Source organism: Arthrobacter celericrescens (assembly GCF_003614925.1).
Lineage (GTDB): Bacteria > Actinomycetota > Actinomycetes > Actinomycetales > Micrococcaceae > Arthrobacter > Arthrobacter celericrescens.
Genome location: NZ_QYLP01000071.1, coordinates 1 through 22,583 on the forward strand (window position 1 = coordinate 1; position 22,583 = coordinate 22,583).

Below are 22,583 nucleotides of genomic sequence, written 5' to 3' on the forward strand. Positions count from 1 at the left end.
CGCCCACCTTTCGAGGTGGGCGGCCGGCGTCGTTAACACATTGCGGAGTTAGAAGCCTTCCGGCTGCCACTCGCCGGTGACCAGGTAGCTGACCTTGCGGGCAACGGAAACACCGTGATCGGCGAAGCGTTCGAAGTAGCGGCTTGCCAGGGCGACGTCCACGGTGGTCGACGGCGACTCCTGCCAGGAAGGCTCGGCGATCGCCTTGAACACGCTCAGGTGCAGGTCGTCGAGGGCGATGTTCAGCTTGACGATGTCGCGGGCAACCTCAAGGTCCCGGGTCTCGAGCAGTTGGGTGACCTTGAGGCTGATGTCGAGGTCGATCTGCGCCATTTCCTTGAACGTCGCGGTGAGGGCCTCCGGAATGACGGTGGCCGGGAAGCGCAGGCGGGCGAGCTGTGCCACGTGGCGGGCAAGGTCGCCCATGCGCTCCAGCGAGGCGCTCATCCGCAGCGAACCAACGATCATGCGCAGGTCGCTGGCCACCGGCCCCTGCAGGGCGAGGATGTCGATGGCGCGCTCGTCCAGGCTGTTCTGCAGGAAGTCGATCCGGGCATCGGCCGCGATGACATCCTGTGCCAGGTCCACATCGGCTCCCTCGAACGCCGTGGTAGCGTTCCGGATCGCCTCCGTGACCAGCTTTGAGATCTCGATGAGGTCTTCGCCCACCTGGGTGAGTTCCTCCTGAAAAACCTTGCGCACGTGGCGTCCTCTCTCTGTACATCTCTGCAGTACATTCGTGCAGTGCATCCCAGCGGCGCGGCCTGTACGGCGCGCGCTGCTGTATTGTCCAACCAGCAAGGGTGGCAGCGCGCGGTGAACGGCTGCGCATCTTTAGATGAACGTTAGTTGAACCGGGCCCGTTTGGCTGCGCAAGCCGGAATTGCCGTGTTTTGAACGCATATGCTGGATGCGTGGATCCAGTGCTCGTCGGTGTCATCGCAGGCCTTGTCGGCTTATCTTGCGGTGTCTTGGGCGTGCTCGCCTTCAGGCTCAGCGAGCGGCAGCGCACCATCACCGATGTCGACGTCGACGAGCCCCTCCTGCCGGAAGGCGCCGCGGAAGTCCTTTCCGTCGTCGGGCGCGCTTTCGTAGTGGTGGACGCGATCGACGGCGTCGTCCGGGCCAGTCCAGCCGCCTACGCATACGGCCTGGTGCGCGGGCACACCGTGGTCCACAAGCAACTCCTGGACATGACCGCGAAGGTCCGCCGTGACGGCGTCATCCTGGAGGAGACCCTCGAACTTCCGCGCGGTCCCATGGGCAAGGGCAGCATCGTGGTGCAGGTCCGGGCGGCCATGCTCGGCTGGGAATACATCGTGCTGCTCGCTGATGACCGCACCGAGATCACCCGTACCGAGGAGATCCGCAACGACTTCGTCGCGAACGTCTCCCATGAACTGAAGACCCCGGTGGGCGCGATCTCGCTGCTCGCCGAAGCCCTCGAAGCCAGCCCCGACGACGAGGAAGCCGTCCGCCGCTTCGCCCGGCGCATGCACAAGGAGTCCGGCCGCCTCGCCGCCCTGGTGCAGGACATCATCGAGCTTTCCCGGCTCCAGGGCGCCAACGTCGCCCAGCAAGGCCACGTCGTGGATATCAACAACGTGGTGGCCGAAGCCGTGGACCGTTCCCAGCTTCCGGCCGAAAGCAAGAACATCACCATCGTGGTGGGCGGGCGCTGCGAATCCCACGTCTTCGGCGACCAGGACCTCCTCGTGACCGCCCTGCGCAACCTCATCGACAACGCGATCCGCTACTCGCCGGAGAACACCCGGGTGGGCGTCGGGGTCCGGGCGAAGGAGGGCGTGGTTGCCATCTCGGTCACCGACCAGGGCGAGGGGATCGGCCCCGAGGAACAGGAACGGGTCTTCGAACGCTTCTACCGGGTGGACGCGGCGCGGTCCCGGCAGACCGGCGGCACCGGCTTGGGCCTGAGCATCGTCAAGCACGTGGTGTCCAACCATGGCGGCGAAGTGACGCTGTGGTCCCAGCCCGGCCAGGGATCGACGTTCACCATCCGGCTGCCTGAGCTTGAGGGCCAGGACGCCGACGACGCCGCGGCGGCACCGCGCGGCGCCATTCAGACCGCGGGCGCGGCTGGCGCCCATGAGCAAGGAGCAAGTGCTTGAGCAGGATACTCATTGTGGAGGACGAGGAGTCCTTCAGCGATCCCTTGTCCTATTTGCTGGGCAAGGAAGGCTTCGACGTCCAGGTGGTGGACAACGGCACTGACGCCCTCGTGGAATTCGACCGCAACGGCGCCGACCTCGTGCTGCTTGACCTCCAGCTTCCCGGCACTCCGGGCACCGAGGTCTGCCGCCAGCTGCGCCAGCGTTCCGGCGTGCCGGTCATCATGCTGACGGCCAAGGATTCGGAAATCGACAAAGTGGTGGGACTGGAGCTCGGCGCCGACGACTACGTCACCAAGCCGTACTCTTCGCGCGAACTCGTGGCCCGCGTGCGCGCCGTGCTGCGCAGGCAGGGAGAACCCGAGGAGCTCATCACCTCCACGGTGCAGGCCGGTCCGGTGCGCATGGACATCGAGCGGCACGTGGTCAGCGTGAACGGTGAGCAGGTGGCGCTGCCCCTGAAGGAGTTCGAACTGCTGGAAATGCTCCTGCGCAATTCGGGCCGGGTGCTGACCCGCGGCCAGCTGATCGACCGGGTGTGGGGCTCCGACTATGTGGGCGACACCAAGACCCTGGACGTCCACGTGAAGCGCCTGCGCGGCAAGATCGAACCCGACCCCTCGGCGCCTCGGTACCTCGTGACGGTGCGTGGGCTGGGGTACAAGTTCGAGCCGTAAGCCGCGGCGAATGCAAAGAGGAGGGCCTCCCCGGCGTGCGGAGGCCCTCCTCTTGCGTTATCTGGTCCTTAGTGGCCGGACTCGCTCGGCGTCGTTGCCGGTTCGGTCGCGTGGCCGCTCTCGCCCTTGTGGGTGGCGCCCTCGCTCGCGGTGGAGCCCGGGGTCGCCGTCGGGGTGGCGCCGGCCGGCAGGTACTTCTGGTACTCAACCAGGGAGCCGTCCAAAACCGGGACCTGGAGCTTGGAGGACTCAGAGCCTGCAGACAGGGACACAGTCACCAAGGAACCGGGGTTTCCGCCGGCGCTGCTGAGGATCGCAGCATCGCTTTCCTCGTTCAGGTAGGTCTGCGACTTCGCCTTCACCGGGACGCTGGTCTGGGCACCGTTCGCGCCGTTGATCACCAGGGTCGCATCGCTCGAAGACTGGTTGAACACGGCGCCGATCACGCGGCCCGGCTTGTCCGCGCCAGTGGAAACGATTGCGATGTTGCGCAGTTCCAGCGATCCGAGGTCTGCTTTGACTCCGTCGGAGGCTGCGTACTGGTGGCTGGTCTGCTGGGCGTTGATGTAGCCGCAACCTGTTACGGACAGAAGGCCGGCACCGATGGCCACAGCCGCCATGGCCAGCTTGCCGCGCTGGACACGGTTCATCGCAGTATTGCGCACGACACGTACTCCTCTAAGAGTCATTGGAACACTTTTCAGCCATAGCCTATCGGCAAACCAAAGGAAACAAGGATTCGTGTGCGCAATGTGGCTGCCGTCCCATGGGCCGTCCGGGGTCCGCCCAACCCGCCCGCATGCACTTTTGAACGCGTTCGTCAAGGGGGTTCGCCAGGGGCAAATCGGCCGATTCCCGCGTGATTCCGGGCTTCATGCCCGCTGCCCGGGCCAGTCGTATGCCTTAAACGTGATAAACTGGTCTGCGGGAAAGGGGAAAGTCCACATGGTTTTTGAGGTCGGCGAGACAGTAGTTTACCCTCACCACGGTGCAGCGAAGATTGAGGAAATCAAAATGCGCACCATCAAGGGCGAAGAGAAGATGTATCTCAAGCTCAAGGTGGCTCAGGGTGATCTGACCATTGAAGTTCCAGCAGAGAACGTTGACCTTGTTGGGGTTCGTGACGTAGTGGGCAAGGAAGGCCTGGAGCACGTTTTCGATGTCCTCCGCGCCGAGTTCACCGAGGAACCCACCAACTGGTCGCGTCGTTACAAGGCAAACCTGGAGAAGCTTGCTTCCGGTGACGTCATCAAGGTCGCAGAGGTCGTCCGTGACCTGTGGCGCCGCGATCACGACCGGGGCCTGTCCGCAGGTGAAAAGCGGATGCTGGCCAAGGCCCGGCAGATTCTGATTTCGGAATTGGCCCTGGCGGAAAAGACCGACGAAGAGAAGGCGGCAAGCGTTCTCGACGAGGTCCTGGCTTCCTGAGAATTGAACCCCGGCGGCACCCATGGTGCCGCCGGGGTTTCTTTATGCCCTCTCACGTAGGCTTGGGCGCATGACTACAGCATCCCAACACGGGGCAACCGCCGTCGTCGTCGTGGCCGCAGGCTCGGGCCAGCGGCTGGGGTACGGCATGCCCAAGGCGAAAGTGCCTCTTGGCGGGGAAGCCATCCTGACCCATGCCCTCCGCGGCGTGGCCGCCGCCGGCGTTGCCCGCCAGATCTGCGTCGCGGTTCCGGAAGGCGACGGCGAGCTACGGGCGCTGTGCGAGGCGTTCGCGGCGGAGAACAGTGCCGACGGGCCGCTGCTGAGCGTCGTCGACGGCGGATCCACACGTGCGGAGTCCGTGCGGGCGGCGCTGGGTGCCGTCCTGGAAGGGACCCGATGGGTGCTGGTCCACGACGCTGCCCGCGCCCTGGCCCCGGAGCGGGTCTTCCACCGCGTGTCCGAAGCACTGGCGGCCGGCGCGAAAGCCGTCATCCCGGCGACGCCGGTGGTGGACACGGTGAAGACCGTCGTCGAAACCGACGGCAGCGACGCCGCGATCGCGCCGGAACTGGTCACCGGCACCGCACCCCGCGAACAGCTCCGCGCCGTGCAAACACCCCAGGGCTTCGATCTCGAGACCCTGCTCCAGGCGCACGCGGCGGCCGAATCCTTCGACGCCGCCCGTTCCGCCGCCATCACCGATGACGCCATGCTGGTGGAACTCCTCGGCACCCCGGTGCACGTGGTGCAGGGAGCGAGCCAGTCCCTCAAGATCACCACCCCGCTGGACCTGATCATCGCCGAGGGCCTGCTTGAAGGTCCGCTTGGCATGCGCTGGGTGGAGGGCTGATGACCCCCGGAACACCAATGATCCTGCCCCGTACCGGCATCGGGGTGGATGTGCATGCGTACGCTGCCGAGGACGATCCGCAGCCCCTCTGGCTGGGCGGCCTCTTCTGGGAAGGTGAACGCGGGCTGTCCGGCCATTCCGATGGCGACTGCGTCGCCCACGCCGCGGCGGACGCGCTTTTCTCGGCCTGCGGAATCGGCGACCTCGGGACCCACTTCGGCACGGACCGGCCCGAATACGCCGGGGCCTCCGGCGCCACGCTCCTGACTGAGGCCGCCCGCATCGTGCGCGCGGCCGGCTTCGAGATCGGCAACATCGCGGTGCAGTTCGTCGCCAACCGTCCGAAGTTCGGTCCGCGGCGCGAAGAGTCGCAGCAGGTGCTCAGCGCCGCGGCTGGTGCGCCGGTCAGTGTCACGGCGACCACCAGCGACGGCCTCGGCTTCACCGGGCGCGGCGAGGGGATTTCCGCCGTCGCCACCGCGCTCGTCTACCCGGCGGCCGGAAGCCCCTCGGAAGACGGGCCTATCGGATAATCTGGTGCGGTGACCCTGCGCTTTTACGACACCGCCTCCGCCGAAGTCCGAGACTTCGTCCCACTCGAAGCCGGAAAGGCGAGCGTCTACTACTGCGGTGCCACCGTGCAGGGCATGCCGCACGTGGGGCACGTGCGTTCGGCGATCGCCTTCGACCAACTGACCCGCTGGCTCGAGTACCGGGGCCTGCGCGTCACGGTAGTCCGCAACGTCACCGACATCGACGACAAGATCCTCGCGAAGTCCGCGCAGTCGTTCACCGACGAATGGTGCGAGGAGACCACCGCCAAATACGCCGAGGAATGGTGGGCCCTTGCCTACCGCTACGAGCAGGAATTCGAGAAGGCCTACGAGGTCCTGGGCGTGCAGCGGCCCACCTACGAGCCCCGCGCCACCGGCCACATCCCGGAAATGCACGCCTTGGTCCAGCGGCTCATCGACCGCGGCCACGCCTACCCCGCCCTGGACGGCTCGGGGGATGTGTACTTCGACGTGCGTTCCTGGAGCCGGTACGGCTCCCTGACCCGCCAGAACATCGACGACATGCAGGCAGCCCCGGACGCCGACCCCCGCGGCAAGAAGGATCCCCGCGACTTCGCCCTCTGGAAGGGCCACAAGGACGGGGACCCGGACACCGCCAGCTGGGCCTCGCCCTGGGGCGCCGGACGTCCCGGCTGGCACCTGGAATGCTCCGCCATGGTCACCAAATACCTCGGCGACCGTTTCGACATCCACGGCGGCGGCCTGGACCTGCGCTTCCCGCACCACGAAAACGAGATGGCCCAGTCCCAAGCGGCAGGGGACGGCTTCGCCAACTTCTGGATGCACAACGGCATGGTCACCTACGAGGGCGAGAAGATGTCCAAGTCGGTCGGCAACACGATCAGCCCGGCCGAGATGCTCGACCTCGCGTCGCCCCGCGTCGTCCGCTACTACCTGGGCCAGGCGCACTACCGCTCGGTGCTGGACTACCGTCCGACGTCGCTGCAAGAGGCCGCTGCCGCCGTCGAGCGCATTGACGGATTCATCAGCCGAGCCGCCCGTGCGCTGGCCTCCGCCGACGGCGCCCTGTACTTCGCCAGCCACGGCAAGGTGCCGGAAGCCTTCGAAGCCGCGATGGACGACGACCTCAACGTGCCCCAGGCCCTCGGCGTGCTCCACGACACCGTGCGCGCCGGCAATGCAGCCCTGACCGCCGGCGAACTCGACGCCGCACGCCAGGCCCTGGTGTCCGTCACGGACATGCTCCGGGTCCTGGGCATCAGCGACGCCGCCGCCCCGGCGCAGGACGAACACGCCACCAACGAGGCGCTCAAGGTCCTTGTAGAAGCCCAGCTGGAAGCCCGCGCGCAGGCGCGCGCCAACAAGGACTGGGCCGCGTCGGACGCCATCCGGGACACGCTCGCGGCCGCCGGGATCGTCGTCGAGGACGGCGCCGAAGGCGCCAGCTGGACCCTCAAGCGCGACTGAGCGGAACGCCGGGTACTGCCCGGACCCCGGCCCCTGCAGCCGAATTGCAGGCGTTCAGTAGACTTGTCTGCAGACTCATCAATTCAAACAAGGGTGGAAACAACCATGGCCAACAACGGTCGCCGGGCGGTCAAGAAGAAGAAAGGCCCCTCCGTCGGAACCGGCGGCCACGGTCGGAAGGCCCTGGAAGGCAAAGGCCCCACGCCCAAGGCCGAGGACCGCGTCTACCACAAGGCCTACAAGAACAAGCAGCTCGCCGAGCGTTCCGCGGCCAAGCGCGCCACCGCCCGTCCGGGCCAGGGTGCCCGCTCCGGCCCCAAGGGACGCGCCACCGAAGAGGTCGTGACCGGCCGCAACTCCGTGGTCGAGGCCCTGCGCGCCGGCATCCCCGCGAAGGCCCTGCACGTGGCCATCCGCATCGACATGGACGAACGCGTCCGCGAATCCCTTAAGATCGCCGCCGAACGCGGCATCCCGCTGCTGGAAACCGGCAAGCCGGAACTTGACCGGATGACCGACGACGCCGTGCACCAGGGCCTCGTCCTGCAGATCCCGCCGTACGAGTATGAAGACGCGTACGACCTCGCCGAAGAAACCGTCGCCAAGTGGAAGAAGGGGCACATCGCCAACGCCCCGCTCTTCGTCGCGCTCGACGGTATCACCGACCCCCGCAACCTCGGTGCCATCATCCGCTCGGTCTCCGCGTTCAGCGGCCACGGCGTCATCGTCCCGGAGCGCCGCTCCGTCGGCGTCACCGCCTCCGCCTGGAAGACCAGCGCCGGTGCCGCGGTCCGCGTGCCGGTGGCCCGCGCGTCGAACCTTAACAACACCCTGAACCAGTTCAAGGAGATGGGCATCTACGTGCTGGGGCTCGACGGCGGCGGCGACGTCTCGCTGCCGGACCTCACCCTGGCCACGGAGCCGGTCTGCATCGTGGTGGGTTCCGAAGGCAAGGGCCTCAGCCGCCTCGTCCGCGAGAACTGCGACCAGATCGTCTCGATCCCGATCGACTCGGCCATGGAGTCGCTGAATGCTTCCATGGCGGTGGGCATCTCCCTGTACGAAGTCTCCCGGCAGCGGGCGGCTAAGTAAGGCCACCGCTGGTTGGCTTGGGCCGCCGCGTCGGCCTTTTCGGCGTCGCTTAGACACGATGCAAGAGGGCACCTGCGGTCGCTTGGCGACCTTCGGTGCCCGATGCATCGCGATGCGCTCCTTGCGAAAAGACCGCCACGGCTGTGCATGTCATGCGCCGATTGTCCTTTAGCAGCTACCGCTCCCTTTGCCTTCTGGCAGGGAGCGTTGCTGTTTTTGTTGCTAGAAATCGCGGCGGTTGGCCAGGACTGGGAGTTTGGTTCTGGCTTCTTCTACCACGGCGGGGTCGAGGTCTGCGAAAAGGAGACCCGGGGCGCCTTCGAGGGATTCCAGGACCTCGCCGAACGGGGAGACCACCATGGAATGTCCGACGCCGGTGGGGGCCGCTCCCTTTGACTCGACTCCCTGCGTGGCCGGGTCGCCCTGTCCGCACGCTAGGACGAAGGTGGTGGTGTCCACCGCGCGGGCACGGGCCAGCAGTTGCCACTGGTCTACCTTGCCTGGGCCTGCGCCCCAGGAGGCGGACACGATGTTCACCACGGCACCGCGTGCGGCGTTGGCGGTGAACAGGGCCGGGAACCGGATGTCGTAGCACGTGGCCAGGCCGAAGGTGATGCCGCCGGCGTCGAAGGTCACCGGCCCGGTTCCGGCGTCCACGGTGTCCGACTCGGCGAAACCGAAGGCATCGAAGAGGTGGATCTTGTCATAGCTGGTTTCGACGCCGGGGCCGGCGGCCAGGAGGGTGTTCCGGACTTTGCCGTTCTTGCTGCCGTCCGCGTTGCGGCCCGGGGTGAACATTCCGGCCACGATGACGATCCCCAGTTCGGCGGCGATCCGGCGGACCCGGCTGGCCCAAGGTCCCTCGACCTCTTCGGCGATGTCGGTCAGCGAATTTCCGAACGCCCGCATGGTTGCTTCCGGGAACACCACCAACGTGGCGCCGCCGTCCTTGGCCTGCCGGGCGTAGTCTTCAAGCTGTTCCAGATTGGCCGCGAGGTCGCGGCCGGTGATGATCTGAGCGAGTGCAATGCGCATGTGCACCTCCACGGGCGGGATGACCAGAGCGGACATGTCCAGTATGCCGGGGCGGGCCCGGCCGGGCGGAATCCGCAATAGAACGACCATTTGATACGTCTTTACCCGGCGGGAGCTAAGCTTTGAGGCGATGGTTATGCCGATTTTTGAAACCGCAGCCACCGTGGACGCAGCGTGTCCGACGCCCCTCGGTGTAAGTGTTCCGCGGCCCGGAATTTCCGGTACCGACCTGTCCGTACCGGACCAGGTCAACGTCGCGGTGTGGGCCCCCGGGCTCGACCAAGTTGAAATCGCTTTCCAGGAACCGGGCGGTTCGTGGCGCGTCCGCACCCTTCCGAACAAGGCGGATGGTGTGCATTTCGGGATTGTCGACGGCATGCCGCCAGGCACCCGTTACGGCTTCCGCGCCGTACGGGAAGGGATTGAAGCCCTCCCGGTTGCCCTTCCGACCGATGACCTGGACGTCGAAGGCACCCCGCAGCTCCTGCTCGACCCTTACGGCCGGGCGGTCCACCAGCACGGCGAGTTCCTCAGCAACGTGCGCATGGATCCCGCCTTCGACTGGGGCAACGACCAGCCGGTGCGCACCCCGTGGCGCGACACCATCATTTACGAGGCCCATGTCCGCGGCCAGAGCATGCTGCACCCGGACATCCCCGAACACCTGCGCGGCACCTACGCCGGCATGGCACACCCCGCCATGATCGAGCACTTCGAGGCCCTCGGCGTCACCGCGATCCAACTGCTCCCGGTCCACTTCCACCTGGACGAGCAGCACCTCCAGTACCTTGGCCTGACCAACTACTGGGGCTACAACACCGCCGCCTTTTTCGCCCCGCACCCGGACTACGCCACGCGGAGCGCACAGGAAGCCGGCCCGCACGCGGTCCAGGACGAATTCAAAGGCATGGTCAAGCTCCTGCACGCCGCGGGGCTCGAGGTGATCCTCGACGTCGTCTACAACCACACCGCCGAGGCCGGACCCGACGGCGACGTCATCAGCTTCCGTGGCCTCGGCGAAGACCAGTACTACCGCCACGACGCGCATGGCCGCTACCTGGACACCACCGGCTGCGGTAACACCTTGGACTTCAGCCACCCGCGAGTGGTGGACCTCGCCATCGATTCCCTGCGGTACTGGGTGGAGGAGTTCCACATCGACGGCTTCCGCTTCGACCTCGCCGTCACGCTGTGCCGCAACGCCCGCAACGAATTCGACCCCAACCACCCCTTCCTCAAGCGCATCGAGGCGGATCCTGTGCTGTCCTCGGTGAAGCTGATTTCGGAGCCGTGGGACGTCGGCTGGGGCGGCTGGCAGACCGGCGGCTTCCCCAAGGGCTGGGTGGACTGGAACGACCACTTCCGTGACGAGGTGCGGCGTTTCTGGCTGTCCGACCGAGCGGCCGCCGAGGCCGGGCTGCCCACCGGGAACATCGGCGCCGTCGCCGACGCGCTGAGCGGCTCGGCCAGCGTGTTCGCCCATTCCGGCCGGTCCCGCCTGGCCTCGCTGAACTTCATCACGGCCCACGACGGCTTCACGCTGGCCGACCTCGTGTCCTACGACCGCAAGCACAACGAGGCCAACGGAGAACAGAACCGGGACGGCCACAGCGACAACCGCAGCTACAACCACGGCTTCGAAGGCCGCACGGAAGACGAAGCCATCGTGGCGGAACGGGCCCGCTCACGCCGGAACCTGATGACCACCCTGATGGTTTCCCTAGGCGTGCCCATGATCACCGCGGGCGACGAACTCGGCAGGACCCAGCACGGCAACAACAACGCCTATTGCCAGGACAACAACCTGACCTGGATCGACTGGACCCAGACGCCGGAATCGCACGAGATGTTCCGCAGCACCAAACGGGTCATCCGGATCCGCAAGGAATTCCTTGCGGCCCAGCCGGAGAAGTTCCCCGAAAAGGCCGCCGGCATCGAATGGTTCGACGAAAAGGGCGACCGGATGACCGACTCCCGGTGGAACGATCCTTCCCTGCGCCTGGTCCAGTTGCTGATCGGTTCCGAGGACGGCGGTTTCAGCGGCTTGATCGTGATGAACGGCAACAAGGACGACACCAAGATCGTGTTGCCCAAGCTGGGCCCCGCCGCCGGCGGCGGAGCCACCCGCTTCGAGCTGCGCCTGACCACGTCCGAACTGAACGACCGCAGGCGCGGGGCGCTGGTTGCCGCCGGTGAAAAGGACATCATCCAGGGCAACACGATCAACATCTACCGTGCCTGACCCGTCGTTCCCATTCATCGTCGAAGGGAAGTAGGACGCCATGAAGATCTACTCCGCGGACACCTGGACCCTTGAGGAGCTCCAGGAACAGATCGCCGACGCCGGCCGCCGCACCGTCCTGGTGCCGCCGGGGTCCAGCAAGCAGGCCGTCCTGGAGGTCTTCGGGCAGGTCCTGGACTTCCCGGAGTACTACGGCGTGAACCTGGACGCCCTGAACGACTCCCTCCACGACTTCGCGGACGGCCTCTCCGAAGACGGACAGGCGCCGGTCACGCTGGTCTGGCAGGTCCCGGCCGCGTACCGCACGGACCGTTCGTTCGGCGTCGTCTGCGAAATCCTGCAGGATGCGGAGGCGTACTCGGGCAGGGACCTGGCGATCATCGCCGTCTTCCAGCAGTAGCGGCGGCCGCCACTGAGACGGGGCGCCCGCCGCAAACACAACTCCCGCGCAAGGGCTGAAACAGAAGGGGTGCCGGACCGCGTGGTCCGGCACCCCTTCCGTGGTGAATCAGGCGTTGGCGATCAGGCCAAGCTCGGCCTTGGAAGCCAGCGCCGGGTGCTTCGGCAGGACCCGCACCGTGTAGCCGAACGATCCCGAACGATTGATCAGCACGGAACCGGAGAACAGGTAGCGTCCGTTGCCGAGTTCCTCGAACGTGGTCAGCTCGGCCACGGTGACGTCGTCGAGCTCATCGCTTTCCTCGGCGCGGCCGTATGCGATTTCGACGCTGACGTCGTCCGGGGTCAGGGAGCGGAGCGCGACGTAGGCGTTCACCTGCAGCGAGTCGCCGATCCGCGGTTCTTCCGAAACACCCACCGAGTCCACGTGCTCCACCACAAGTCGCGGCCAGGCACTGCGGACCCGGGTAATCCACGCGGCCAGGTCCTTGGCCTCCTTGAAGGAGCCCGCGGCGGCACGGCGCCCGGATACAGCTGCCGGGCAGTAGAGCCGGTTCACGTAGTCCTGCAGCATCCGCTCCGCCGACACCGCCGGACCCAGCTTGGCCAGCGTGTGCTTGATCATCGAGACCCAGTGCGTGGGGACGGCCTGCGGAACGGACTCCGAAGGTCCTGCCGCGCCGGCGCCCTGGGCCACCACCGAACCGTAGAATCGCGGCGCGACCTGCGTTTCCAGCAGCTCATACAGGGCTGCCGCTTCGATGTCGTCCCGTTCTTCTGCCGATGCACCGTTGTTCGCGGTGGGGATCGCCCAGCCGTTCTCGCCGTCGTACATCTCGTCCCACCAACCGTCCAGGACGGACAGGTTGAGGGAACCGTTGATCGCCGCCTTCATGCCCGACGTGCCGCATGCTTCCAGCGGGCGCAGGGGGTTGTTCAGCCAGACGTCGCAGCCCGGGAACAGCGTGCGTGCCATGGCGATGTCGTAGTTGGGCAGGAAGACGATCCGGTGCCGCACCTGGGGGTCGTCGGTGAAACGGACCAGGTCCTGGATCATCTTCTTGCCGGCGTCGTCCGCAGGGTGTGACTTGCCGGCGATGACCAGCTGGATCGGGTGCTTCTTGTCCAGCAGCAGCGCCTTCAGCCGCGCGGGGTCGCGCAGCATGAGGGTCAGGCGCTTGTAAGTGGGCACGCGACGTGCGAAACCGATGGTGAGGACGTCCGGGTCCAGCACGGTGTCCGTCCAGCCAAGCTCGGCGTCTGCCGCGCCACGCTTCTTCCATGACGCACGTAAGCGCTTGCGCACGTCGTTGACCAAGGATACCCGCAGCTCGCGGCGGAGCGCCCAGATGGCTTCGTCGCTGACGTTGTAGGCCAGGTCCCAGCGGCCGGGGGCGTTGGCATCCGCGCCGAACTGGGTTCCGGCCAGCTCGGAAATCCGCGGGTCCACCCAGGACGGAACATGCACGCCGTTGGTGACGGAGGTGATGGGTACTTCCGAGTGGTCGAACCCCGGCCAGAGCCCGGAGAACATTTCCCGGGACACCACGCCGTGCAGCTTGGCCACGCCGTTGGCACGCTGGGCGAGCCGCAGGCCCATCACGGCCATGTTGAAAACGGCCGGGTTGCCGCCGTCGTAGTTTTCGCGCCCCAGCTCCAGAACCTTGTCCACCGGGACCGCCGGTGCCAGGCCGGCTTCGAAGAAGTGGCGGATCTGCACGGCCTCGAAGCGGTCGATGCCCGCCGGGACCGGGGTGTGCGTGGTGAACACCGTGGACGCGCGGCCGGCGGCGAGTGCCTCATCCCAGTTGAGCGGGGATTCGGCGGACATGAGTTCCTGGATGCGCTCGATCCCGAGGAATCCGGCGTGGCCTTCGTTGGTGTGGAAGACTTCCGGGGCGGGGGTTCCGGTGAGCCGTTGGTAGGCACGCAGGGCCTTCACGCCGCCCATGCCCAGCAGCAGCTCCTGCTGGAGCCTGTGGTCTCCGCCGCCGCCGTACAGCCTGTCCGTGATGCCGCGCGCGGCGTCGTCGTTGCCGGAGACGTTCGAGTCGAGCAGCAGCAGCGGAACGCGCCCGACATCGGCCCGCCAGACCTGCGCGTTCAGCTTGCGGCCGTTGGGCAGCGGCAGGGTGATGATCACCGGCTTGCCGCTGCCGTCCTTGGACGGTTCGCGCAACAGGGTCAAAGGGAGCCCGTCCGGGTCGAGTACGGGGTAGGTCTCCTGCTGCCAGGCGTCCTTGGACAGGGACTGCTTGAAGTAGCCTGCCTGGTAGAGGAGCCCGACGCCGATCAGGGGGACACCCAGGTCAGACGCCGCCTTGAGGTGATCGCCGGCCAGGATGCCGAGGCCACCGGAATACTGCGGCAGGACCTCAGTGATGCCGAATTCCGGGGAGAAGTAGGCGATGCAAGCGGGTGCATCCTCGCCCAGGCCTTGGTACCAGCGCGGTTCGCTGAGGTAGCGGTCCAGATCCGCTACGGCACTATGCACCCGCTCCACGAGCCCGTCGTCCGCGGCCAGCCGGTCAAGCTGCTCACGGCTGATCGACCCAAGCAGGGTGACGGGATCATGTTTGCTTTCTTCCCACAGCGCCGGATCCAGGCTGGCAAAAAGCTCACGCGTAGGTCGGTGCCAGGACCAGCGGAGATTGGTCGCCAGACGGGCCAGAGGCCGGATCGGTTCAGGGAGTACGGTGCGGACGGTAAACCTTCGAATTGCCTTCACGAGCGTCACACTAACCGACCGAATGGGCTGCAGGAACAGGTTCAGGTTTCTTTTAGGTAAATGACACCTGTCATCAAAGAATATGTACCGGACCTTAGCGAAACGTGATTTTTCTCGCTAACGTCGAGCCTGTGACTACTACCGCAACACCGCGATCCAGTGCAGTTGGCAAGGCTCCTGCAAAGGCGAAAGCCAAGGCAGATATCACCACCGGACTCCGGTTCGGCAGGTTCCCGATCACTGCTGTCCAGCCCGTGATCGAAGAAGGCAGGTTCCCCGCGAAGGCGCTGCCCGGCGAGGACATCGTGGTCGGTGCCACGGTCTTCCGTGAAGGCCACGACCAGCTGGGCGTCACCGCCGTGCTGCTGGACCCCAAGGGCAAGGAGCGCCAGCGCGTCCGCATGGCGCCGCCGTCGGGGGACCGGGGCAAGGGGACCGACCGCTGGGAGGGCCGGATCACCCCGTCTGCCCCCGGCAACTGGAGCTTCCTGGTGGAGGCCTGGCATGACCGCTACGGCACGTGGCACCACAACGCCGAAGTGAAGGTGGCCGCGGGAATCGACGTTGAGCTGATGCTCGCCGAGGGTGCCGCCCTGCTGTCCGGAGCAGCCGACGACGCCGGCCGCAGCGCCGCGGACAAGCGCACCCTGCGTGCCGCGTCCGAAGGACTCGCGGACACGTCGCTCTCCGTTGAAGAACGCCTCGGTGCCGGTTTCAGCGAGGAGGTGGCCGCCGTCGTCGAACGCCTTCCGATCCGCGAACTGGTGGCAGAATCCGAGAAGTTCCCGCTTCTGGTCGAGCGCGACCTCGCGGGCCGCGGTGCCTGGTACGAATTCTTCCCTCGCTCCGAAGGAGCGGTGTACGATCCCGCGAACAACGCCTGGACCTCGGGCAACTTCCGGACCGCCGCGAACCGGTTGGACGCCGTTGCGGGCATGGGCTTCGACGTCATCTACCTGCCGCCCATCCACCCGATCGGCTTCCAGCACCGCAAGGGCCGCAACAACACCCTGACCCCGGGGCCGCAGGATCCCGGCTCGCCGTGGGCCATCGGTTCGGCAGCCGGCGGGCACGACGCCATCCACCCGGAACTGGGCACCTTCGAAGATTTCGATGCCTTCGTGGCACGGGCCAACGAGCTCGGCCTCGAGGTGGCGCTGGACCTCGCCCTGCAGGCCGCGCCGGATCACCCCTGGGTGCAGGAGCACCCCGAATGGTTCACCACCCGCGTGGACGGCAGCATCGCGTACGCGGAGAACCCGCCTAAGAAGTACCAGGACATCTACCCGCTGAACTTCGACAACGACCCCGAGGGCCTGTCGAAGGAAATCCTGCGGATCGTGCTGCTGTGGGTGAGCCACGGCGTGAAGATCTTCCGGGTGGACAACCCGCACACCAAACCGGTGTGGTTCTGGGAATGGCTGATCGCGAAGGTCAACAAGAAGCATCCCGACGTCGTGTTCCTCGCCGAAGCCTTCACCCGCCCGGCCATGATGCACGCGCTGGGCCGTGCAGGGTTCCAGCAGTCCTATACCTATTTCACCTGGCGGAACACCAAGACCGAGCTCGAGGAATACTTCCACGAAGTCAGCCACGTGTCCCCGGCGTACTTCCGGCCCAACTTCTTCGTGAACACCCCGGACATCCTCACCGAATACCTCCAGTACGGCGGGCCGGCGGCGTTCCGGATCCGTGCGGTCCTTGCCGCCACGGCGAGCCCGCTCTGGGGTGTCTATGCCGGGTTCGAACTGTACGAACACGTCGCCCGTCCCGGCGCCGAGGAGTACATCGACAACGAGAAGTACGAATACAAGAACAGGGACTGGGACGCCGCCGCGGCCTCGGGCCACACCCTTGCGCCGTACATCACCCGGCTCAATGAAATCCGCAGGGCCCATCCGGCGCTCGGTGACCTGCAGAACCTCACCCTGCACCGCAGCACCGACGACGCCACCGTGGTGTTCTCGAAGCACAAGACCCTGCCGGACGGCAGCAAGGACACCTTGATCATCGTGGTCAATGTCGATCCGCACAGCGTGAGGGAAAGCACCGTCACGCTCGACCTCGCGGCACTCGAGCTTGACCAGGAGAACTTCACCGCCAACGGGCGCTTCTGGGTGGACGACCTCATCGGCGGTGAAAGCTGGGAGTGGGGCGAATACAACTACGTACGGCTCGACGCACATGTGGAACCAGCACACATCCTGAGCATCCGGAGGTAGGCCAATTGAGTTTTGCTCCGCAGGGCACCAACCCGTACTTCACACCGAAGAACACTTTCGAACTCAATGCGCCCGGTCTGCAGCATGACCCGCATTGGTACCGCAAGGCAGTTTTTTACGAAGTGCTGGTCAGGGCTTTCGCGGACGCCAACGGTGATGGTTCGGGGGATTTCCACGGGCTGATCGACAAGCTCGACTACCTCCAGTGGCTGGGCGTCGATTGCCTGTGGCTTCCCCCGTTCTTCCACTCGCCCTTGCGCGACGGTGGCTACGACATCTCCGACTACACCTCGGTGCTGGACGAGTTCGGCACCATCAGTGATTTCAAGCGGCTCGTCGCGGAAGCCCACGCAAGGGGCGTGCGGGTCATCATCGACCTGCCCTTGAACCACACGTCGGACCAGCACCCTTGGTTCCAGGAGTCCCGAAAAGACCCGGACGGGCCCTACGGGGACTTCTACGTCTGGAGCGATACGGACGAAAAGTACCAGGACGCCCGCATTATCTTCGTGGACACCGAGGAATCGAACTGGACTTTCGATCCCATTCGGCGGCAGTTTTTCTGGCACCGTTTCTTCTCGCACCAACCGGACCTGAATTTTGAGAATCCCAAGGTCATCGAGGCGCTTTACGACGTCGTCCGTTTCTGGCTGGACCAAGGCATCGACGGATTCCGCGCGGACGCCATTCCCTACCTTTTCGAAGAAGAGGGGACCAACTGCGAAAACCTGCCCGCAACCCACGGGTTCCTGCGTGATCTGCGGAAAATGGTGGACGAGAACTACCCCGGGCGCGTCATCATCGCGGAGGCGAACCAGCTGCCCAACGACGTGGTGGACTATTTCGGCACGGAGGAAGACCCGGAATGCCATATGGCCTTTCATTTTCCGATCATGCCGCGGCTGTATTACGCCCTCCGGGACCAAAAAGCCGCGCCCATTATCGAGACCCTGCGGGATACCCCGGAAATTCCCGCCGGCGCGCAATGGGGCACATTCCTGCGCAACCACGATGAACTCACCCTGGAAATGGTCACCGCGGACGAGCGGGCCGCGATGTACGGCTGGTACGCACCGGACCCCCGGATGCGGGCCAACATTGGCATCCGGCGCCGGCTCGCTTCGCTGCTGGACAACTCGCGCGCCGAAATCGAACTCATCAACGCCCTCCTGCTCTCGCTGCCCGGCTCGCCGTTCCTGTACTACGGCGACGAAATCGGCATGGGCGACAACATCTGGCTCGATGACCGCGACGCCGTGCGCACGCCCATGCAATGGAACCCCGACAGGAACGCAGGCTTCTCCCACGCCGACCCCGGAAAGCTCTACCTGCCCGTGAACCAGTCCCTCGTGTACAACTACTCGATGGCGAACGTGGAAGCCGAAGCTGCGCACTCGGGCTCGCTCCTGCGGTGGACCCGGCAGATCCTGAGCGTCAGGAAGAACCACCCGGCGTTCGGGCTTGGCGGATTCCGCCACGTCCCCGCCGACCACGAGGTGGTCCTGGCCTACCTGCGGGAACTTCCCGAAGGCAACGTGGAAGGGGTCGACGCCGAGTCCGTCCTCTGCGTCTTCAACCTCTCGCAGCATCCCGTGGCGGCCACCCTGGACATCCCGGAGTACGCGGGCCGCGGGCTCCGCGACGTCTTCGGCGGCCAGCCCTTCCCCGGGATCGGAACCGACGGCACGCTCACCTTGACGCTGGGCAGCCATGACTTCTTCTGGCTCCGGGTCCGGTCACCCGGATCCACGGGGTCCGCCCCGTACACCCAGGCCATCCCCGTCCTCTCGATCGAAGGCTGACATGTACTTCCCTGCGCCGAATGAGCTCCTGGACGGACTGTTGCGCGAGTGGCTGCCGCGGCAGCGCTGGTTTCCCGTGAAAAGCGGCGGATTCGCCATGGACGAAGCGGCCTCGTTCCCGCTCGCCGGTCCCGGTGGCGCGGTGGACTTCGAGATCGTCCTGCTGTCCGTCGCCTACACGGGTGCGGGCGGCGCGCGCCAGGGCGACGTGGTCCAGGTGCCCCTCAGCTTCCGCCAGGAAGCAGCACCCGGCCTCGAGAAGGCATTCCTCGGCGTCGTGCAGGACGACGACGGCGGAACGCGCTGGGTCTACGACGCCGCCTACGATCCGGAGTTCATTGAGCGGTGGCTGGCGCTGATCGGCGACGGTGGAACGACCGGACCCGGGGGCACGGCCGCCCGCGGCCACTCCGTGCCCGGGACGCAGAGCCTGCCGTCGTTTCCCGCGAAGGTGCGGGTCCTCGGAGGAGAGCAGTCCAACACCTCGGTGATCGTGGACGACGGCGTTTCTCCCGCCATCGTGAAGATCTACCGGGTGGTGTCCACCGGTTCCAACCCGGAAATCGAGGTCGGTGTTGCCCTGACGGAGGCCGGCAGCAGCGAAGTGCCGGCCACCCGCGGCTGGGTCACGGGAAGCTGGCCGTCGGGCACGGACGCGGAAGCCGCGCATCTTTCCGCGGAACTCGCCGTCGCGCATGAGTTCGTGAAGGACAGCCAGGACGCCTGGCGGCTCGCCGTTGAGGCCGCCTCCGCCGGCCGTGATTTCACCGCGCAAGCCCGGGAACTCGGGCGGGCCACGGCGGCCGTCCACGCCCGGCTTTCCGAGGCCTTCGGCAGCGAACTGGAAGCGGAACCCGGCCATGTGGTCGCTCCCGGAGTTGCCAGCCGCATCCGGCATTCCTGGGCGGAAGCGGGCACCGCCGTCGGGCCTTACGGGGATCAACTCGAGTCCCTGCTGTCCCGGCTTGCCGGGCTGAAGGCGGGCACCTTGCAGCGCATCCACGGCGACCTGCACCTGGGCCAGATCCTGCTGGCGCCGCACACGGCCGGCGAGCCCGGGCGGTGGGTGATCCTGGACTTCGAGGGAGAGCCGCTGCGGCCCATTGAAGAACGTACCCTTCCGGATGTCCCCCTGCGCGATGTGGTGGGCATGCTCCGCTCCTTCGACTACGCCGCGGGGGCCGCCGTCCGCGAAAATCCCGGAACGTCCGTGCCTGACTCCTGGGTCAGCGATTGCGCCGAAGCATTCCTTTCCGGGTACAGCGAAGTCACGCCCGGAACCATTGACCGCGGTTCGCCGCTGTTTGTGGCATTGTGGCTGGACAAAGCCTTGTACGAGGTGGTTTACGAGTTGCGCAACAGGCCCGACTGGTTGCCCATCCCGGTCAACGCTTCGCGGCAAATCCTCGGCAGTACCAGCCCCGGCACGGATGCCGCGGCGACATTGGAAGGTGAAGAAATGACAGGCTCTGCACGCACCGAACGGCCACGGGTTCCGCTCCCCGTCGACGGCAACACCCTGGCCCGCGTGGCCGCCGGAGCGCACCATGCGCCGCACTCCATCCTCGGAGCCCATCTTGACGACCACGGGCACGTCACCATCCGTACGGTCAAGCACCTGGCCGAGTCGGTCATGGTTGTCACCGAAGCCGGCAGGACCCCCATGAGCCACGAGGCCGACGGCGTATGGGTCGCTGTCCTGGAGCCCGTGCAGCACGGCCATGTGCCGGATTACCGCCTTGAAGTCGTGTACGACGGCGGCGCCCCAGTGACCATCGACGATCCCTACCACTACCTCCCGACCCTCGGCGAAGTGGATCTGCACCTGATCGGTGAAGGCCGGCACGAACGCTTGTGGGACGCCCTGGGGGCCCACGTGCAGCACTACCGCTCCTCGCTCGGCGATGTGGACGGCGTCGGCTTCTCCGTCTGGGCGCCGAACGCCCAGGCCGTGCGCGTCAAGGGCGACTTCAACTCCTGGGACGGCCGCGAACACGCGCTGCGCTCCCTCGGCTCCTCGGGTGTCTGGGAAGTTTTCGTCCCCGGTGTTGTAGCAGGGGCGTGCTACAAATTCGAGATCCTCACCAAGGCCGGCCACTGGGTGGAAAGGGCCGACCCCCTCGCCTTCGGCACCGAGGTCCCGCCGCTCACCGCCTCCCGCGTTGTGGAGTCCCGGTACAGCTTCAAGGACGACGCCTGGATGGTAGAGCGGGCCACCAAGGATCCGCACAACTCGCCGATGAGCGTCTACGAGGTCCACCTTGGTTCCTGGCGGCTTGGCCTCGGCTACAAGGAGCTCGCCAAGGAACTGGTGGAGTACGTCAAGTGGCTGGGTTTCACGCATGTGGAATTCATGCCCGTCGCGGAGCACCCCTTCGGCGGTTCCTGGGGCTACCAGGTCACTTCCTATTACGCACCCACGTCCCGGTTCGGCCACCCCGATGAGTTCCGCTTCCTGGTCGACTCCCTGCACCAGGCCGGCATCGGCGTCATCCTCGACTGGGTTCCGGCGCATTTCCCCAAGGACGAATGGGCCCTGGCCCGCTTTGACGGTGAGGCCCTGTACGAGCACTCCGATCCGCGGCTGGGGGAGCACCCGGACTGGGGCACCCTGATCTTCGACTTCGGCCGCCGCGAAGTCCGGAACTTCCTGGTTGCCAACGCCCTCTACTGGCTCGAGGAGTTCCACATCGACGGCCTGCGCGTGGACGCCGTGGCCTCCATGCTCTACCGCGACTACTCCCGCGAGGAAGGGCAGTGGTTCCCCAACGTCCACGGCGGCAGGGAGAACCTGGAAGCCATTTCCTTCCTCCAGGAAGTCAACGCCACGGTGTACAAGACCCACCCCGGCGCGGTGACCATCGCCGAGGAATCGACGGCCTTCCCCGGGGTCACCGCTCCCACTAGTTCCGGCGGCCTGGGCTTCGGGCTCAAGTGGAACATGGGCTGGATGCACGACTCGCTCAAGTACATGTCCGAGGACCCGGTGAACCGGCGTTGGCACCACGGAACGGTCACGTTCTCCCTGGTCTATGCGTTCACCGAGAACTTCCTGCTGCCGATCAGCCATGACGAGGTGGTCCACGGCAAGGGCTCGATGCTGCGCAAGATGCCCGGCGACCGGTGGAAGCAACTGGCGAACCTGCGTGCCTTCCTCGCGTACCAGTGGGCGCATCCCGGCAAGCAGTTGATCTTCATGGGCACCGAATTCGGCCAGGAGGCCGAGTGGTCCGAGCAGCACGGTCTTGACTGGTTCCTCGCCGACATCCCGGCCCACCGCGGGCTGCAGCTGCTCACCAAGAAGCTGAACGAACTGTACAAGCAGACCCCGGCGCTCTACACCCGCGACAGCGAGGGCGGCGGCTTCCAATGGATCAACGGCGGCGACGCCGACCGGAACGTGCTGACGTTCATCCGCTGGGACCAGGATGGAAAACCGCTGGTCTGTGCCGTGAACTTCTCCGGCGGGCCGCACAACGGCTACGTGCTCGGGGTTCCGTTCGAAGGTGCCTGGCAGGAAGTGCTCAACACCGACGCCGAGGAGTTTGGCGGTTCCGGTGTCATCAACGACGGCGACCTGCTTGCCAAGGTGCCCGGAGCCGAGGGACAGCCGGCTGCCCTCACAGTCACCTTGCCGCCGCTGGGAGCCTCCTGGTTCACCCTCGCCTAGCGGGTGCCCGCGGGCCTTCTGACTGAGGAATCCGCGGCGGCCTACGGCGTGTTCGCTTGCAAGAGGAGGGTCTCCGGACCCTCCTTTTGCGCCTTCCGGGAAGTGGTGGTAGAGTTAGTACCCGCGCTGCTCCACAGGAGCGATCAGCGGGCATGACTTGCTTTCCTCGGAAACATCGAGTCAGAAACGCCGATTTGACCGAATGCGAGTCAGCGAGTAAGTTTGGAAAGTTGCTCCGGAGCGATCCTGAATGTTTGGTTTGGGTGGTGCCGGGTGTGTCTGTTGTTTGAGAACTCAATAGTG

General features: G+C 66.0%; 16 protein-coding genes. 12 read left to right on the top strand and 4 right to left on the bottom strand.

From position 1 onward, the window contains the following. Positions 1-48: 48 nt before the first annotated feature. On the bottom strand, positions 49-702 hold the full coding sequence (gene phoU / locus D3654_RS12620; RefSeq protein ID WP_120521845.1) for a phosphate signaling complex protein PhoU: 654 nt from the start codon (positions 700-702) through the stop codon (positions 49-51). A gap of 221 nt (positions 703-923) precedes the next feature. Here phoU and D3654_RS12625 point away from each other — a divergent pair, with 221 nt between their 5' ends. Next, a complete protein-coding gene (locus D3654_RS12625) occupies positions 924-2,129 on the top strand; it encodes a sensor histidine kinase (RefSeq protein ID WP_120521846.1) in 1,206 nt (401 codons plus the stop codon). Next, positions 2,126-2,806 (top strand): response regulator transcription factor, encoded by a 681-nt coding sequence (locus D3654_RS12630; protein ID WP_115789585.1) that lies wholly within the window; start codon positions 2,126-2,128, stop codon positions 2,804-2,806. The genes D3654_RS12625 and D3654_RS12630 overlap by 4 nt, the downstream gene beginning before the upstream one ends. A 68-nt stretch (positions 2,807-2,874) precedes the next feature. Here D3654_RS12630 and D3654_RS12635 read toward each other — a convergent pair whose 3' ends face one another. Beyond that, positions 2,875-3,456, bottom strand: coding sequence for a hypothetical protein (locus D3654_RS12635; protein ID WP_120521847.1), 582 nt, complete (start codon positions 3,454-3,456; stop codon positions 2,875-2,877). Positions 3,457-3,751: 295 nt separating this feature from the next. Between D3654_RS12635 and D3654_RS12640 the strand changes: the two genes are divergently transcribed. From D3654_RS12640 to rlmB, 5 genes are all read left to right on the top strand, one after another. Further along, on the top strand, positions 3,752-4,234 hold the full coding sequence (locus tag D3654_RS12640; RefSeq protein ID WP_011690592.1) for a CarD family transcriptional regulator: 483 nt from the start codon (positions 3,752-3,754) through the stop codon (positions 4,232-4,234). A gap of 70 nt (positions 4,235-4,304) precedes the next feature. Continuing rightward, positions 4,305-5,087 carry a 2-C-methyl-D-erythritol 4-phosphate cytidylyltransferase gene (gene ispD, locus D3654_RS12645; protein ID WP_120521848.1) on the top strand — a complete coding sequence of 261 codons (783 nt, stop codon included), beginning with the start codon at positions 4,305-4,307 and terminating at the stop codon, positions 5,085-5,087. Next, positions 5,087-5,620 (top strand): 2-C-methyl-D-erythritol 2,4-cyclodiphosphate synthase, encoded by a 534-nt coding sequence (gene ispF / locus D3654_RS12650; protein ID WP_425359413.1) that lies wholly within the window; start codon positions 5,087-5,089, stop codon positions 5,618-5,620. The genes ispD and ispF overlap by 1 nt, the downstream gene beginning before the upstream one ends. A gap of 9 nt (positions 5,621-5,629) precedes the next feature. Next, positions 5,630-7,090 carry a cysteine--tRNA ligase gene (cysS, locus tag D3654_RS12655; protein WP_120521850.1) on the top strand — a complete coding sequence of 487 codons (1,461 nt, stop codon included), beginning with the start codon at positions 5,630-5,632 and terminating at the stop codon, positions 7,088-7,090. A gap of 105 nt (positions 7,091-7,195) precedes the next feature. Continuing rightward, positions 7,196-8,182 carry a 23S rRNA (guanosine(2251)-2'-O)-methyltransferase RlmB gene (rlmB, locus tag D3654_RS12660; protein ID WP_120521851.1) on the top strand — a complete coding sequence of 329 codons (987 nt, stop codon included), beginning with the start codon at positions 7,196-7,198 and terminating at the stop codon, positions 8,180-8,182. 222 nt (positions 8,183-8,404) lie between these two features. Here the strand turns inward: rlmB and D3654_RS12665 are convergent, their stop codons facing one another. Beyond that, complete coding sequence (locus tag D3654_RS12665) at positions 8,405-9,217, bottom strand: carbon-nitrogen hydrolase family protein (protein WP_120521858.1); 813 nt, start codon at positions 9,215-9,217, stop codon at positions 8,405-8,407. Positions 9,218-9,347: 130 nt separating this feature from the next. On the opposite strand from D3654_RS12665, the gene glgX reads away from it, so the two are divergent. Beyond that, on the top strand, positions 9,348-11,459 hold the full coding sequence (gene glgX / locus D3654_RS12670) for a glycogen debranching protein GlgX (protein ID WP_120521852.1): 2,112 nt from the start codon (positions 9,348-9,350) through the stop codon (positions 11,457-11,459). 40 nt (positions 11,460-11,499) lie between these two features. Continuing rightward, positions 11,500-11,859: a barstar family protein gene (locus D3654_RS12675; protein ID WP_120521853.1), complete on the top strand. Its 360-nt coding sequence runs from the start codon at positions 11,500-11,502 to the stop codon at positions 11,857-11,859. A gap of 108 nt (positions 11,860-11,967) precedes the next feature. Here D3654_RS12675 and glgP read toward each other — a convergent pair whose 3' ends face one another. Then, positions 11,968-14,586 carry an alpha-glucan family phosphorylase gene (gene glgP, locus D3654_RS12680; RefSeq protein WP_205571796.1) on the bottom strand — a complete coding sequence of 873 codons (2,619 nt, stop codon included), beginning with the start codon at positions 14,584-14,586 and terminating at the stop codon, positions 11,968-11,970. A 131-nt stretch (positions 14,587-14,717) separates the two neighbouring features. On the opposite strand from glgP, the gene D3654_RS12685 reads away from it, so the two are divergent. From D3654_RS12685 to glgB, 3 genes are read left to right on the top strand one after another with little or no spacing between them, the layout of a single operon-like run. Then, positions 14,718-16,808, top strand: coding sequence for an alpha-1,4-glucan--maltose-1-phosphate maltosyltransferase (locus D3654_RS12685; RefSeq protein WP_425359414.1), 2,091 nt, complete (start codon positions 14,718-14,720; stop codon positions 16,806-16,808). Positions 16,809-16,813: 5 nt separating this feature from the next. After that, entirely contained in the window at positions 16,814-18,610 is a 1,797-nt protein-coding gene (gene treS / locus D3654_RS12690) for a maltose alpha-D-glucosyltransferase (RefSeq protein WP_120521856.1), read from the top strand. Position 18,611: 1 nt separating this feature from the next. Beyond that, positions 18,612-22,280, top strand: a complete 3,669-nt coding sequence (gene glgB, locus D3654_RS12695) for a 1,4-alpha-glucan branching protein GlgB (protein WP_120521857.1) — start codon at positions 18,612-18,614, stop codon at positions 22,278-22,280. Positions 22,281-22,583 lie beyond the last annotated feature (303 nt).

Excerpts from the sequence above, each read along its gene's own strand:
- D3654_RS12635 (WP_120521847.1), bottom strand. The coding sequence starts at position 3,456 with ATGAACCGTGTCCAGCGCGGCAAGCTGGCCATGGCGGCTGTGGCCATC.
- ispD (WP_120521848.1), top strand. The coding sequence starts at position 4,305 with ATGACTACAGCATCCCAACACGGGGCAACCGCCGTCGTCGTCGTGGCC.
- D3654_RS12665 (WP_120521858.1), bottom strand. The coding sequence starts at position 9,217 with ATGCGCATTGCACTCGCTCAGATCATCACCGGCCGCGACCTCGCGGCC.
- D3654_RS12640 (WP_011690592.1), top strand. The coding sequence starts at position 3,752 with ATGGTTTTTGAGGTCGGCGAGACAGTAGTTTACCCTCACCACGGTGCA.
- ispF (WP_425359413.1), top strand. The coding sequence starts at position 5,087 with ATGACCCCCGGAACACCAATGATCCTGCCCCGTACCGGCATCGGGGTG.
- glgX (WP_120521852.1), top strand. The coding sequence starts at position 9,348 with ATGGTTATGCCGATTTTTGAAACCGCAGCCACCGTGGACGCAGCGTGT.
- glgB (WP_120521857.1), top strand. The coding sequence starts at position 18,612 with ATGTACTTCCCTGCGCCGAATGAGCTCCTGGACGGACTGTTGCGCGAG.
- D3654_RS12675 (WP_120521853.1), top strand. The coding sequence starts at position 11,500 with ATGAAGATCTACTCCGCGGACACCTGGACCCTTGAGGAGCTCCAGGAA.
- rlmB (WP_120521851.1), top strand. The coding sequence starts at position 7,196 with ATGGCCAACAACGGTCGCCGGGCGGTCAAGAAGAAGAAAGGCCCCTCC.